We start from the raw sequence: 15,305 nt of genomic DNA on the forward strand, positions 1-15,305 counted from the left end.
AAATAGGGATGATGTTCTGTTAAATATTCTTAATTTAACTTATTATAAAACTAAATGATAAGAGAGAATTTTCCAAAGAAGGTTCTCTCTTATCATTTAGTTTTTATATTCTAAGGTATCTTGCAATAAATCATTGATTTTCCTATGTAAAAATATAAATATTCGATATAATCATTCAAAGAAGGAAACTGATACTTGTATATATTGGTATTTATTTTCTTTATGGTATAGAATATAAATATATTTGTGTATTATAGAGAGTGCATAAGGAGGAATGCAGTTGATAAAAGGAATATTATTTGACTGGCATGGTGTATTAGTTGAAAGTAACGGTAAAAATGATGAAAGAATAAAAGAAATATATAGTAAGCTTTTACAAAATACTGCTACAGAAGATGAAGTTATAGAAATTGTTACAGCCTATGAAAAGTATGAACCATTATGGGAGATACTTCCCTTATTAAAGAAACATTTTAAGCTGTGTGTTGTTAATAACGGACCGAGAGCAACATATAATTACTGGGATGAATACTTTGGATATTCTAAATTCATGGATTTTATCAATTCAGAAGTTGAGGGAGTGGAGAAGCCACAACCAGAAATATACAAGATTGCATGTGAAAGATTGGGAGTAAACGCAGATGAAGTGATTTATATGGATGATAATTTTGGTTTTCCAGAAGAAACAGAAAAGCTGAATATGAAGTTCATACATTGGGATTCAACTGAAAGTGGTTTTAACAAGTTTAAAGATTATTTAAATAATAATACAGAGATTAAAATTAGTTAACTTAATATTTTTATAGTTTGGCTAAAATACTAAAAAGGTGAGACGATGGATTCTAAATTTAAAGTTAAACAAATCACAAAGTTGTATGAGAGTTGCAACAAATGCGGGTTACCAGTTATAAATTGTATCTGTGATATTGTTCCTAAGATAGATACAAAGTCAAGGATATGTATATTGTCAACAGAAAAAGAATTCAGTAGACCTTCAAATACAGCTAGGTTGCTAAAATTGGTTAATCCAGAATCAACCGAGTTGATTCTTTGGGAGAGAACAAATTTCCCTGAGAAGTTGATTGAGTATATTAATAGTGAGGATTATCAGGTATATATACTATTTCCTACAGAGAATGATGATTTATCAGAAGTAAATTATGAATATAAAAATTCAGAAAGAACTCCAGTATTTGTTATATTGGATGGTACATGGAAAGAAGCTAGAAAAATCCTAAGAAAGAGTGATTATTTAAAAAGATTGCCAAGAATCTCACTAGATCCAATTCATAAGTCAGAGTATACTTTGAGGAGAGGTGCATCAGAAGGAGAACTGTGTACTATTGAAACAGCAATTGAAGTACTTAAGTTAAACCATGAGTTTGAGAATGCACAGGTAATTAAAGATGAATTTGATCTATTTATAAAAAGTTTTAAAGTAGGGGTCAATGGTATAATGTTAAAAGACTAGATAAGGCACTCTAGTAATTTTTAAAGAATAGAGATATCTTATGTAATTTGAAAAAATAGAAAGGGGTGCTTTTTATGGACAATGTTAAATGGTTATTTTGGGATATCGGTGGCACTCTTGTTAATGAAGAAAAGTGTTACATTAAAAGAATTACTGATACAGTAAGTAGGCAAAGAGAAAAGCAGAAAAAGTACTCCTATGATGATATATATCAAGCTATGGTACAAGCTTCTGTGGAGTATAAGCAACCTTATGCTACTGCATTAAAATCTTTGGGCATTGAAGAATTTGAACCATACCCAAGGGAATTAGAAGCTTTATATGATAATTCAATAGGGGTTCTTGAAAGGCTACATAAAATATATAAGATGGGCATAATAGCAAATCAATCACTAGGAACTTCTAAGAGGTTAACAGAATATGGATTGATAAAATATTTTGATATCATATTAGCTTCAGCAGAAGAGGGACTTGAAAAGCCGGATATTAGTTTCTATGAAAGGGCGTTACAAAAAAGTAAGTGTAATGCGATAAATGCTGTTATGATTGGTGATAGATTAGATAATGATATTTATCCTGCAAAAAGAATTGGAATGAAAACAATTTGGATTAAGCAAGGTTTTGGAGGAATGCAAATTCCGAAATCAAAGGAATATGAACCTGATTATACCATTGAAAATTTAGATGAGCTGATAGAACTACTTGGTTGATAGGTAGAGTATACAAAAGGGGGCTATAAGATGAAAAAGCAAGTTTTACTAATGGGGGGCAGTTATTTCATAGGCAAAAAGATAGTTGATATTCTATTGGATAACGACTATTCAATTTACACTCTTAATAGAGGGACAAGAGAAGACAATGATAAAAGAGTAATTAACTTAAAATGTGATAGAAATGATGCAGAAGAAATGAAGAATATTTTAAGCAAATACGTCTTTGATATTGTTATAGATGTGTCTGCTTTAAATAGATTACAAGCGGAAATTTTATATGATTCTTTGAATAAGGAAAACTTAAAACAGTTTCTATTTATAAGTTCAAGTGCTGTTTATGATGTTGAAAATTTTAGTATTCCATATAATGAAGAAACACCACTAAAAGAAAATAAATATTGGACAGCCTATGGAGCAAATAAAATAGAGGCTGAGAGCTTTTTGATTGAAAGCTTTCAGCAGACCAAGACCAATTTAATAATTATAAGACCTCCTTATGTTTATGGAGAAAATAACTATGCTCAAAGAGAAAGTTTTATTTTTGAACATATTTGTAGCGACAGACCGATTATTATACCAAATAGCGGGAATACATATTTGCAGTTCATTTATACAACTGATTTAGCAAATATTATTTTAACTTTACTAAATGCTAAGCTTGATACAATTTCTATCTTTAATGTAGGAAATAAGAAATCTTTTACGATAAAAGAATGGATTGAATGTTGTGAAAATGTAGCTGGTAAAAAAGCGAGAATAATTGAGTATGATTATAAAAAATACAATAGATGTGTAAGAGATTTCTTTCCGTTCTTTGACTATGATAATGTACTTGATACATCGAAAATTAATGAATTTTATAGTAATGAAACTGATTTTGAACATGGTCTAAAAATTGCTTTTGGATGGTATTGTAATAATAAGGATAGCATAATTTTTAAAGAGGATATAATACGGAATGAAGAAAGCATAATCATGGACTTAAATTATATATAGCGAATATTTTTTGTTAAGTTGGGAGAAGACTGTGCCTTCTATTCAAATATATGTAGTGAGAAAAACTTCTTAGTTAAAGCTAAGGAGTTTTTATTTTTAGGAGGGAAATATAGGATATTAAAAAAGTTAAAATAGCAGGCTTACTTAACTAATTGTTATATAAGTGTTATAATCTTGAAATATAACGTTGGAGGGATAATTAAATGAACGTGATTGAAAATTATTATGATAATATCTATGATGAATGGGAACGGCTTGAGCGCCATAAATTAGAATTTGATATTACAAAACGATATTTAGATAAATACATTATTGGCGAAAGTTTAGAAGTATTTGATATAGGTGGCGGGCCAGGTAGATATTCTTTTTATTTAGCAGAAAAAGGACATAAGGTTTCTCTTTTAGATTTATCAAGCAGAAATATTGAGGTAGCAAAAGAAAAGGCAAAAGAATTTAATGTTGGGCTTAAAGAATATATTTATGGTAATGCACTTGAGTTGGAGAAATATGAACAAAAATATGATGTGATTTTGCTAATGGGACCTCTTTATCATTTAGTCAAAGAAGATCAGAGAAAACTTGCTGTGGAGGGTGCTTTAAGGTTATTAAAACCAGGTGGTATTATTTTTGCGACATTTATTTCAAATTATGCGCCAATTCAGGATGCTCTAAAATATTTTTATGAAATTAATGACATACAAGATGTTTTAAGATATCTAAAAAGTGGAGAAAATAGACCAGAGGAAGGATTTACTAGTGCTTATTTTTCAAGTCCAAGTGAAGCTAAATCGTTAATGTCTAGCTATTATATAAAGGAATTAGTATTTGCTAGTGTAGAAAATATTTTAGGAAGCAAAGAAAAAGAACTATATTCACTTAGTGATGAACAATATAAAAAGTGGATTGAAATAGGGTTTAGATTAAGTACTGATAAAAATTTGATAGGTACAGGTGAACATTTCCTATATATTGGGCAGAAAGAATAGCTGACCATAAAAGATATAATTAATTGGAACTGACAAGTTAAGAGATTAATGAGGTATTTTATGATAATTAGAGAAATACAAGAAAAAGATAATAAACAAGTAGAGTCACTTATTAGAACATGCCTAATAGAGTTTGGAGCTAATAAGCCAGGCTGTGCATGGGAAGATACAAATCTAGGAAGGTTTTATCAGGTTTATCAAAATGAAAGATCTAAATATTGGGTTGTTGAAGATAATAACAAAATAGTAGCCGGTTGTGGTATCGGTCCTTTAACTAATACAGAAAATATATGTGAACTACAGAAAATGTATTCTCTAAAAGAGGTTAGAGGGACTGGGATTGCACAAGAACTATTAAAGATTTCTTTAGAATTTGCAAAAAAGTATTATGAAAAATGTTATCTTGAAACCTTTGCTAATATGGTAGCAGCCAATAAATTTTATAAGAAGCATGATTTTATTCAATTAGAAAAACCAATAGTTGAAACAGAACATTATGCTTGTGATGTGTGGTATATAAAAAACTTATAAATATAGGTATATAGATATTTATGTCAATAAGGATAAGCTTATTGGTACATATTAAAAGCAAAATCAATTATTTTTGAAAGTAATATTTTCACAATACATGGTAGATAAAAAGTAACTTAACCTGTTGTGCTAGCAGATAAGTTTTCATTAAAAGGATATTTATACCATGATTTTAGGCAGTCCTATCCTATTGTCTCATATACTGTTTTTGGAAATTATTATCCGAATACTAATTCTTTAATCTTTGATATTTCTATACCTATATTAAAAAATTTATTTATAAAATAGCAAAGATTATGAGCTAATATTTTATTTGATATTCTTGTGGCAAATCCCCAAGTTGATTTTGTAAGAACCCTCTGCATATTTAATTGCTCGGAGAGCTGAGAAAAAGTAGTTTCTACTCTACGACGAGCCTTGAATATCAACTGCCTAAAAGGTTTTAAAAGTTTAGTTTTACTATTGTTACGATTTATTGTTAAAAGACGAATGTACCTTGTTTCTTTTAATTGCGAAGCAACTTTTTGACCTATATATCCTTTATCACCTATTAGTATATCAATCTCTGAATTAGCTGTGAGTTCCCAGACGACATCTCTGTCATCAATATTTGCTGCTGTTACAGTAAAATCTGTGATATAGCCATCGAGGGCTACTAAAGCATGTAATTTGAATCCATAATATGTTTCTTTTTTCGAAGCGCATCGCCCGTAGGCAGCCTCCGGCTTAAAAGCTTTATGGAAATGAGCTCTCCCAAACTTACACACAGGAATTGGCATACTATCTGCAATTCTCATTCGGTCATATTGATAGTTAAGAAATTTCGTTAACTCTTTACGAATTTCATCAATGACTCGAAATAATGACTTTCTAACTCTATGAAACCTCGGCCTACTACAAAAGTTGGGAAATAAGTCTCGTAGGTTTTTAGAGCAAAATCCAAACCATGCTTTTTCAGAGTCAATGGTTAAGAGTTCACCTACTAAAGAAATCGTAATTATTTCGCTATCAGTCATTACTGATTTAGCGATGTTACGACGATTTTTAATAAATGTTGGAGTTACTTTTTGGTAAAAGTCATCAATTATAACATAAGTGACAACAATAAAATCTTTTAAGTCATTTATTGTTATGGTAGAATCTTTATTAAACTCTGGCATATAGGTTAGCCTCCTATCATTAGATTAGTGGTGTTTTTTAATGATAGGTTAGCAAATATGCTGGAGTTTTTCTATTTGTAAGTATTGCCAGCGTATTTAACTAGCACAACGGGTTAACTTAATTAAATTTATAGAATGTGAAAAAAGAGAAGTCATTATGAACTTCTCTTTTTTATTTATAGTATATATATTGCAATTAAGTTTCTACACCAAAACTAGTTATCTTCTAGGTTATTGAATATCAATCAAATGTAGAGTTATTATTGCAACTTATATAAGTATTAAAAAAATAGTAGATAAAATTAAAAACATACAAGTTACTTTTTTGTAGATCCTTTTTTATAATAAAGAGTTTCGATTATTATTACTACTATCATCATTACAACACCGAAAATTTGGAATGGACTTTTTTCATGAATATAATTTAGAAATCCAAGTATAATCGATGATGTAGCACAAATATAAAAAATGATTAAAGCTAGTTTTTTATTGGTTTTTATCAAAATAAGTCCTCCACCTAAAATTACAAACATTCTTCAGCAGTAATAATTTAGAAGTATCTCCGATAGTGGGGGTGGTTACTGTAAACCTTCAAAAATCCCCCAAATAATTAATAGTAAAGATACTTTTTTATTTGTCATTTGCAAATTCATCTGCAAATTCATTTAGAAGTGCTGCACTAGCTGTAAGTTCTTCAATGGTAGCAGTAAGTTCTTGAAGTTCATTTGTCTGATTTTCTAATAAATTATTAGAGCACTCAAACCTTTCATATATTTCATTTATTGATTTTTGTATATTATTTAAAATTCCATTTATTTGATTTATTGATTCCTTTGTTGAGTTTGACAGATTTCTTATTTCAGTTGATACTACGCCAAAACCTTTTCCATGTTCTCCTGCCCTAGCTGATTCAATAGCAGCATTTAGTCCAAGCAAATTAGTTTGTTTTGCAATGCCTTCGATAAATGTCAACACTTCATCAGTCTTTTTAGAACTTTCTTTTGTCTCATGGATAAAGTTCTCAATATCTGAATTTGTTCCGCTTATTTCTTGGAATGTATTAGCCATTTCTACTACAGTTGAACTCATTTGTTCTAAGGATTGAGATAATGCATTAGCTAAGTTAGAAATTCTTTCTTTCTTTTCAGTTTTGTCAACACTCATGCTAATTACTAATGCGCCTTCTATTCTGTTGTTAACAAGTACTGGAACTGCAATTGTTTCTACAGGAAATCCAAAGACTTCTCTTGGTACTATACGGTGTATAACTTCTTTTTTTTGCAAACATACATATGCAGCAGAACCTTCTGGAATTTTATCACCTGTTTTAAGATTTGATTTTAAATTTTCAGTGTTTTGTACAAAAAGAAATTTTTCAGTGTTAGCGATTGTAAAGCCTAACTCTGTTCCAAAGTAGTACTTAAAATAAGGTATCATGTTGTAAAAAGATTCCATTAATTTATTTTCAGATATTTCATTTATCATTGTAGTACATCCTTTCCATCCCCAAAATATTAATATATATGTTCTATTATTTAGTCCACATTAAAGGATTATATGATTATTTAAGATATCATTAAGATTCATGTAGAATTCTTATTAAAACATATATACTTATATTTTAACACATAATTACAAGGAAAATTTAATTTAATTGTAAATTTTAGATAAACTACATTTTATATTACAATATTATAGATTCAAAATTTCTATTAGGTCAACACAATTAGATAATGTATCTAATAAGAAGTTCAAAAGTAGAAATATAGACATATAGTAAGTTAAAATTTCCTTTAAATTATATCAAAGGAATATATGGAAAATATAGTGCCAAAAGTATAAAAATATGTTATATTGTATTTGAATTCAAATTTAAATTTAATTTAAAATCAGATTGTGAGGAGGTGAAGTTAATTATGCTTTACTATTCTAAGTAAAGTATAGTTAATCAGGCTATGGAAAACGTTAAAATAAGAGAAATTGAAGTGTATCATGGAAAGAATATTGTTGATAATGAGTATTATATAGAGCACTTCAAAAAACAAGGAAAAGATATTAAAAAATTTTTTGAAGAGACTATGGGTAGGAGAAATAGATATGAAATTAATAGAGATACTGAAAATGCACTGACTATGGCTATACAATCTTCACAAGCTGTATTAGAAAAGTCAAAGCTTACTGGAAAAGATATAGATATGATTGTATATTCAGGTATGTTAGCTGAATATGTCTCACCAACTTCTGCTCTATTTATTCATAATGCAATTAAAGGTAAAGAAGAATGTTTCTGTCATGATATGAATGGAAACTGTATTGGAATGACATATGCTCTAGATTTAGTTTTTAGATATATGTCTTCTAATCCTCAAATAAATAGATTACTTTTAGTTGGTAGTGATTATCTTACACCACAAGTTAGCCCTGAAAATGAGGAGTGTTATGGTCAGTATGGAGACGTTGCATGTGCACTCATTTTAGAAAGAACTGATGAAGATTGTAAATTGATTGACACTAAAATAAGCGTCAATACTGATTTTATTGATTACGTTAGATTTCCTAAGTGCGGATTTTCGCACATCTATGATACTCCTAAAGAGGATGTATATGTGGATTGGAAGTCATTTGGTACTTGGTGGATAGATGGAGCTGTTGAAAATATAAATTCAATGTTAGATAAAAGTAATTTAGCTATTAACGATATTTCTATGTTTTGCTTTTCTCAAATTGCGTACAAAAATGTAGCTACTCTACGTGAGAAACTTGGGATAGGTACAGAAAAGGCTCTGTATGTTGCGGATACTTACGGATATACAGGGACAACTAGTCCATTTCTTGTATTTTATGAAGGAATAAAAAATGGACAAGTTAAGCGTGGTGATTATGTAGTATTTTGTACAGTTGCTGCTGGATCAACTCATATATCTTTACTATTAAAGTATTAATTTGTATAAGTTTCAAAATTGGTTTTACATTGAAGCTATATATTAAAAATGAAAAATTAATATATTTAATGAAATATCATTACTAGAACTTATATATTACTGTTTAAATTTTATTTTTTTAATGAGAGGTGTATTGCTAATGGAATTAATTAATGAAACTATAGGATCATATACGAGTAAAATATTCAACAAGTTTGCTGATAAGGAAGCTTTAGTTTATGCGGAAGATGGAAGAAGATTTACATATAAAGAACTTGGATACCAAATAGATATGATAGCGAAAAGCTTAATATCTATTGGAATAAAGAAAGGTGATCACATAGCTCTGTTATCAAGTAATTCACCAGAATGGATAATAGTATTTTTAGCAACATTAAAAATAGGTGCTGTCTGCGTATGTTTAAGTTATTCATCGACGGAAGAAGAAATAGACTATATGTTAAAACAATCCGAATCAACAATTTTAATCGTGAGTGATAAAGATATGATTGAAAAGGTTGACTTAGAAAAATTTGATTACCTTAAAATAACAATAAAAATGAAAACTTTATTTAGCTTAGGTCTTATTATGTCTCAAATGAAAAGAGTATTAGATGATGAACTTATAGCTATTTCAAGTAATGTTTTACCAACTGATATGGCTACAATTTTATATACCTCAGGAACTACTGGAAATCCAAAAGGAATTATGTTTAACCATAAAGCGGTACTAAATGGTCCACTTTCATTTATTAAAAACTTTAAATATACATCAGAAGATACTATTTTAGTTACATTGCCATTAAATCATATATTAGGTGGTAAATATACAGCAATCCTTGGATTATTAGCTGGTAGTAAAGTAGCTCTAATGAAAAAATTCAAAACCTCTGTTGCACTTAAGACAATTGAAAGTGAAAGATGTACTGGTTTTCATGGAGTTCCAACAATGTATCAATATTTATTAAGTAATCACAATTCATACGATATTTCTAGTTTAAGGGTAGGAATGATTGCAGGAGCAGTTTCTTCAGAAACACTTATGAAGGATATAATGGAGCAGCTTCACATTACTGAATTAAATAATACTTTTGGACAAACTGAGACACTAGGGGTTACTCAAACTACAGTCTATGACAAAGATGATCCTAAAATAAATACTGTAGGAAAGCCTGTTGAGCATGTGGAAATAAAAATTTGTGACCCTGAAACTGGAGTAACGCTCCCTGCTAATACTGAAGGTGAATTATATGTAAAAAGTGCATATAGCATGCTGGGATACTATAATAATCCTACAGCAACAGAGGTTACTATGGTTGATAATTGGATTCGTACAGGTGATGTTGCTTTTATAGATGAAGAGGGATATTTATCTATAAAAGGACGACTTAAAGATGTAATAATCCGAGGTGGAGAAAATATCTCTCCAACGGATATTGAAAATCATCTTATTATGCATCCTGATATTGAAAATGCAATAATTGTTGGGGTGCCAGATAAAATTCATGGAGAGGAAATATTTGCTTTCATTAAATTGAAAGAAACTTCTACAGGATTAACTAGAGAAGATATAATAAATTTTTTATCTGGAAAAATATCAAGATATAAGTTTCCTAAGTATGTAGAATTTATAGATTTATTTCCATTGACGTCAACCGGAAAAATTAAACGAAATTCCCTAAGAGAAATTGCAACTGAAAAAATCAATCCAAGTTCAATAGGGGAAGTTGCTGCTAATTAAATTACGTTAATTAGAACGTATAATGCTTTTAATACATACAAGATTTTGATATACTAGCTTATTTTTTAATAGTAAGCAATTAAAAATAAGAGTCTAATAAAGCTTCTGAGGAAATTACCTTAGGAGCTTTTATTTTTCAGTAAGACTATAATCGTATAACCATAGCAAGTAGAGGGGATTCAAAAAATATGAGAATGCCTTTTAGATTTTGGAAGAAGAGATACAAGAAAAAGCAGACGCATGTATAGGTAAATAGAGGTATGAAAATATGGTATAAAAGTAGTAGAGAACAGCGGGAAAAGTATTAGACTAAATAAGTAAAAGTAGTAGACTACATATTTAAAAGTTGTATGTTAAATAAGTAAAATTTGCACTTATAAAGTAAACTATTGAGGTGAGTAAATAGACCAAGAAGTAATTATAATTTAAATATAAAGATTAAAAGATAAAGATTTTTTCCCACAAGTGCAGTTGAATAGATAAAAAGCCAGTTGAAGTCTAATTCATAATGAAATAAAAATATCTTATTAGTCTGCAAGTATATTCTAAGAATGTAATTAAACTTGGAGGTAAGTATAGATGGAAGAAGAAAGAGCTTTAGTTTTAGGTGATTTTATACGTATCTTTAAAAAACAAATAAAGCTAATACTTTTAATAACTATATTAAGTACTTTTCTAGCTGGGATTTTAAGTTTTTTAATAATAGAACCTACCTATGAAGCCAAGTCAACTATTGTAGTAGGAAAAGCTGATAGGGGATCAAATGATAATCCTAAGTATCAATTTGATGACATAATGATGTATAAAAATCTTATAACAACTTATGCAGAGATAGGGCGGTCAGCATCTGTTGCGGAAAATGCATCAAAAATGTTAAAGGATGTTTCTACAAAGGATATTTTAGATTCTATAATTGTCATTCCAAAGGAGGATACTCAGCTTATTGAATTTAAAGTACAGAATGAGAATCCTCAAGAAGCTTATCGCATTTTAAATGCTGTTTGTAATGCATTTATGGAAGAAGGAGAAAGAATATACTCAGGTCAAAATATTAAGGTAATAGATGGAGCGAAAATCCCAGAAGAACCTATAAAACCAAATAAGCTTTTGAATATTGCTATAGCTTTCTTTATAGGAATGGTGGTTTCAATGGGGCTTGCTGTATTACGTGAATATATGGATAACACATTAAAAGTTGAGGAAGATATAAATAAATATTTAGGAATTCCAGTAATCGGAGTTATACCTAAAGACGTGGGTAAATATTAAGTATAATCAGAGGAGTAAAAGTTATGAATAATAATAGATTAATCACTGTAGAGCATCCTAATTCTCAAATTTCAGAAGCCTACAGAACATTAAGGACAAATATTCAATTTTCATCCTTGGATAAGAATGTAAAAACAATTGTTGTTACTAGCTCTGTAGCAGGGGAAGGTAAGTCTACCACCTGTGCTAATTTGGGTGTAGTCATGGCTGAAAACGGATATAACACTATTTTGATTGATTGCGATTTTAGAAATCCAAGCCTTCATAGGCAATTTAATATACCAAATAGAAAAGGACTACTAGGCTTTTTGGAAGGTAACGCATTGTTTTCGGAATCAGTTCAAAAGACAAAAGTATCTAACTTAGATATAGCTATGGTTGGAACAAAAGCCAACAATCCATCTAAGTTAATTTCATCTGAAAAGCTTAAGAATCTTATTGAGGATTTGAAGGAGACTTATGATTATATAATAATAGATACGCCACCTGTGACAATAGCAACAGATGCTCAATTACTTTCTACTTATGCAGATGGATGTGTTCTTGTAGTTGCTTCGTCACAAGTAGAAAAAGCTGCAGCTCTAAAAGCAAAGGCGCTTTTAGAGAAAGTAAAAGCTAAGATATTAGGAGTAGTATTAAATAAGTTGGATGTTAAACAGAATGGTTATTACTGATATAATAAAGTCCCCATCTAGATTTTAGATGGGGACTTTTTGGAATCCACCGCTTAGGAGTAGAATAAAATTTTGATAGAAATATTCGCCACTTAGTAGTAAAAGAAGGCTTTGTTAGAAATATATCTAGCTAGTGTGTATAATTGAATAATCACTTATTCCGAAGTTTATTTAAATATTTTTTTGAGAAGCCTATGCAGTAATTAAAGGATTTAATATCCAATGCAGCCATAGATATAAAAAATAATGGAATTACCGTAATTAGTAATAGGCTACCTATTATCAAAAATTCACTATAGGATTCAATTGATAGATTAAATTTAGATACAAGAAATACTATAATGAAAAGAATTGCTATGTTTATAAAGCATTTTTTATAAGTAATCAGTGAATTTCTTTTTATGATTTGCTTGCTTGTATATAGTATTATATCATTTGTCCTGTAGAGTAATGCAGTGATTGAGCCAATTAGTACTCCATAAATGCCAAAAAAATTTACACATATAAGTGAAACTATAATATTAATTACAGATTCAAAAATTGATCTATATTGTGTTTTTTTAAAATGTCCTGCAATATTTATGGAATAAACCCCTGGCATTCGTACATAAGATAATAAATTTAAAATAGCAAACATAGTAGGTAACAAGGTGTCTATATAATTTACATCTGTTATTCCAGCGGTATAGAGCTTCATGAAGGGTAATATTAGTATATAACTAATAGTTGATAAAGCAAAAACTATCGACATGTAATAGGATTCAAATGAATTGTATAAGTCTAAAAATTTTTCTTTATCTTCAAAGTATGAAGAGCCTAATACAAAAATTACCCCAGAACTTATATTAGTTATTACACTGCTAATCATTTGAAATATTAGATTGTACATTGTATAAACACTTACTACAGCAAAGCCACAAAAAAAAGTTAGTATAAGTACGTCTGTATTGTAAAAGACCATACCTGATATTTGATGTACTAATACTGAGTTTTTTTGCGATATAGCTGAATAATCTGGTTTAACCTTTAAATCTATCCACTTATAATGCTTCTTTATATAAATCCAAATTAAAAACATCTGTAAGAAGCTTATTATAAAATAAGATATTTGAATTATTAATATATTAAAGTTTAATAAAAGTAGGACTATTTTTGTGATATTGCTTAAGGTGTTTACAACTAAGTTTGCAGTTGTTATTATATATGTTTTGCCTTCAGCAATTAAAAGTAATTTGAATTTTGCTTGTAAAAAATAATTTATAACACCAACCACACCTGTAAATAGTATTACTAGTGAAATAGTGACACTATTTATTTGTGATTTGGTGATTATAGGGTACAATATTGAAATAATAACAACAGTTAACAAGTAGAACTTTCCTGTTTTATTATAGTATCTTGAGGTTGCAGACAATATACCATTTAAACTTTCTTTATCATCTACGGTTAAAGGCTTATAAAGTGCCTGAATAGTAGCTTCACCCACTCCAGCCTCTAACAGCATCAGATAAATAAAAATTTGAGTTATGGATGACATAAATCCATTTACTTCAGAACCTAATTTGAGGATAAATAATCTAGGTATGATCAGGTTAAAAAAAATCGTAATTAGTAAACTTATCAAGCCCAATAATATATTATAAAAGCTACGCCTTCCTTTCATTTCATCTCCTTTATATAGTAATATCTTATATAAAAAACAATCGTTATTTTTCTAAAGAATATATTTTTAAAGCAAACAAGTTTCTAATAAAGGATATTCATAGATTATATTGATTTTTCAATATGTCTTTAGAATTTTTATGAAGTTTTGTTTGATAATGAAGGTTGTGAAGTTTTTTTAGCTTTAGAGGTAAAGATAAAGTTACTCATTAACAAGGTACAATTATTTGCTATGAATACTGTGCTACATTCTGTTAAACCAAAAAATAATATACTTAGTACTATAATTAAAGCAGCAACATCCTTTTTCTTTAGAATTTTTTTAACAAGAATTAAATAGTAAATTGCATATAAGGCAAGTCCGATTAATCCAGTATCAAAGGTTAGATATAGATACATGTTATCTGATAAATATCGTTCAGCGCCACCTAAAAATGTTATTGAGTAAATATCATAACAGTACTTTGAAGCTAGCATAATTCTATTTGTAAATAGTTTATCGATAGTATTAATAAAGGGATATTTACCGTAATTCACAACAAGGAGAATTGAAAGTATGCTGAAGATAATAAAGGTATAGGGATAAAGTTTGTTTAAAAGTTTTTTCGTTAGTATAAGAGTATTTTTTTTCTTAACTGCTTTTGATATTAAAAGGAAGAATATTAATATTAAAGTAGACGTAGCTCCAGTTCGAGAGCCAGTCAATATATATATTACTATTGAACTTAATGATATAAAGGTATAATTTAGTACATTTAACTTTTTATATTTTAGATAGATATAAGATAATAGAATTATTAAGTATTTTGAGGCTGCAGTATTAGGATTAACAAAACCTAAGGTATACACTGTTCTATTATTCTCTAGAAATATAGTGTTTTCTTTAAAGCCTAAAGCTAATAATAGGATACAAAGAATAAAGAAAAATAAATTTGATTTATAAAATGCTTTAATTAGCTTATAGGTTGATCCATTAAAAACAGTTATAAAGGTCAAAATGATTATAGCGTAGTTAGTTCTTTTAGTAATCATGGATATATAAGCACTTAAAAAAATCAGTAACAACAAAGCAATACGATGAGTGATTTTCATCTTAAAATTGCTAATCAATATAATGATTATAGAAACAAAAAATATTATAAATTTTATTGCAAGGTCTATATATGATACATTAGTAAACA

General features: G+C 28.8%; 15 protein-coding genes. 10 read left to right on the plus strand and 5 right to left on the minus strand.

The window, feature by feature from the left end:
- The first annotated feature begins 274 nt into the window (after positions 1–274).
- The 6 genes from CLOCEL_RS04415 to CLOCEL_RS04440 all read left to right on the plus strand — a co-directional run bounded on the left by CLOCEL_RS04415 (position 275) and on the right by CLOCEL_RS04440 (position 4,697).
- Complete coding sequence (locus CLOCEL_RS04415) at positions 275–790, plus strand: HAD family hydrolase (protein WP_242655217.1); 516 nt, start codon at positions 275–277, stop codon at positions 788–790.
- A 45-nt stretch (positions 791–835) separates the two neighbouring features.
- Positions 836–1,471 (plus strand): tRNA-uridine aminocarboxypropyltransferase, encoded by a 636-nt coding sequence (locus CLOCEL_RS04420; RefSeq protein WP_010076510.1) that lies wholly within the window; start codon positions 836–838, stop codon positions 1,469–1,471.
- A gap of 74 nt (positions 1,472–1,545) precedes the next feature.
- Positions 1,546–2,181: an HAD family hydrolase gene (locus tag CLOCEL_RS04425; RefSeq protein ID WP_010076509.1), complete on the plus strand. Its 636-nt coding sequence runs from the start codon at positions 1,546–1,548 to the stop codon at positions 2,179–2,181.
- A 30-nt stretch (positions 2,182–2,211) separates the two neighbouring features.
- Positions 2,212–3,180 carry an NAD-dependent epimerase/dehydratase family protein gene (locus CLOCEL_RS04430; protein ID WP_010076508.1) on the plus strand — a complete coding sequence of 323 codons (969 nt, stop codon included), beginning with the start codon at positions 2,212–2,214 and terminating at the stop codon, positions 3,178–3,180.
- A gap of 203 nt (positions 3,181–3,383) precedes the next feature.
- Positions 3,384–4,166, plus strand: a complete 783-nt coding sequence (locus CLOCEL_RS04435) for a class I SAM-dependent methyltransferase (protein ID WP_010076507.1) — start codon at positions 3,384–3,386, stop codon at positions 4,164–4,166.
- 60 nt (positions 4,167–4,226) lie between these two features.
- Complete coding sequence (locus tag CLOCEL_RS04440; protein ID WP_010076506.1) at positions 4,227–4,697, plus strand: GNAT family N-acetyltransferase; 471 nt, start codon at positions 4,227–4,229, stop codon at positions 4,695–4,697.
- A gap of 218 nt (positions 4,698–4,915) precedes the next feature.
- Here the strand turns inward: CLOCEL_RS04440 and CLOCEL_RS04445 are convergent, their stop codons facing one another.
- The 3 genes from CLOCEL_RS04445 to CLOCEL_RS04455 form a co-directional block, all read right to left on the minus strand.
- Positions 4,916–5,857, minus strand: coding sequence for an IS982 family transposase (locus CLOCEL_RS04445; protein ID WP_010077629.1), 942 nt, complete (start codon positions 5,855–5,857; stop codon positions 4,916–4,918).
- 317 nt (positions 5,858–6,174) lie between these two features.
- Positions 6,175–6,360: a hypothetical protein gene (locus CLOCEL_RS04450; RefSeq protein WP_010076505.1), complete on the minus strand. Its 186-nt coding sequence runs from the start codon at positions 6,358–6,360 to the stop codon at positions 6,175–6,177.
- Positions 6,361–6,487: 127 nt separating this feature from the next.
- On the minus strand, positions 6,488–7,342 hold the full coding sequence (locus CLOCEL_RS04455) for a methyl-accepting chemotaxis protein (protein WP_010076504.1): 855 nt from the start codon (positions 7,340–7,342) through the stop codon (positions 6,488–6,490).
- Between the two features lie 470 nt (positions 7,343–7,812).
- Between CLOCEL_RS04455 and CLOCEL_RS04460 the strand changes: the two genes are divergently transcribed.
- The 4 genes from CLOCEL_RS04460 (at position 7,813) to CLOCEL_RS04475 (ending at position 12,462) form a co-directional block, all read left to right on the plus strand.
- Positions 7,813–8,799: a 3-oxoacyl-ACP synthase III family protein gene (locus CLOCEL_RS04460; protein ID WP_010076503.1), complete on the plus strand. Its 987-nt coding sequence runs from the start codon at positions 7,813–7,815 to the stop codon at positions 8,797–8,799.
- A gap of 139 nt (positions 8,800–8,938) precedes the next feature.
- Positions 8,939–10,519, plus strand: coding sequence for an AMP-binding protein (locus CLOCEL_RS04465; protein WP_010076502.1), 1,581 nt, complete (start codon positions 8,939–8,941; stop codon positions 10,517–10,519).
- A 579-nt stretch (positions 10,520–11,098) separates the two neighbouring features.
- A complete protein-coding gene (locus CLOCEL_RS04470; protein ID WP_010076501.1) occupies positions 11,099–11,788 on the plus strand; it encodes a YveK family protein in 690 nt (229 codons plus the stop codon).
- Between the two features lie 23 nt (positions 11,789–11,811).
- Positions 11,812–12,462, plus strand: coding sequence for a CpsD/CapB family tyrosine-protein kinase (locus tag CLOCEL_RS04475; RefSeq protein WP_010076500.1), 651 nt, complete (start codon positions 11,812–11,814; stop codon positions 12,460–12,462).
- 151 nt (positions 12,463–12,613) lie between these two features.
- Here the strand turns inward: CLOCEL_RS04475 and CLOCEL_RS04480 are convergent, their stop codons facing one another.
- Both CLOCEL_RS04480 and CLOCEL_RS04485 read right to left on the minus strand, forming a co-directional pair.
- A complete protein-coding gene (locus CLOCEL_RS04480; protein WP_242655218.1) occupies positions 12,614–13,999 on the minus strand; it encodes a polysaccharide biosynthesis protein in 1,386 nt (461 codons plus the stop codon).
- A gap of 263 nt (positions 14,000–14,262) precedes the next feature.
- Positions 14,263–15,156, minus strand: coding sequence for a hypothetical protein (locus tag CLOCEL_RS04485; protein WP_242655219.1), 894 nt, complete (start codon positions 15,154–15,156; stop codon positions 14,263–14,265).
- Positions 15,157–15,305: the final 149 nt, after the last annotated feature.

Origin of the sequence: Clostridium cellulovorans 743B (assembly GCF_000145275.1) — a bacterium.
GTDB classification, from domain to species: domain Bacteria; phylum Bacillota; class Clostridia; order Clostridiales; family Clostridiaceae; genus Clostridium_K; species Clostridium_K cellulovorans.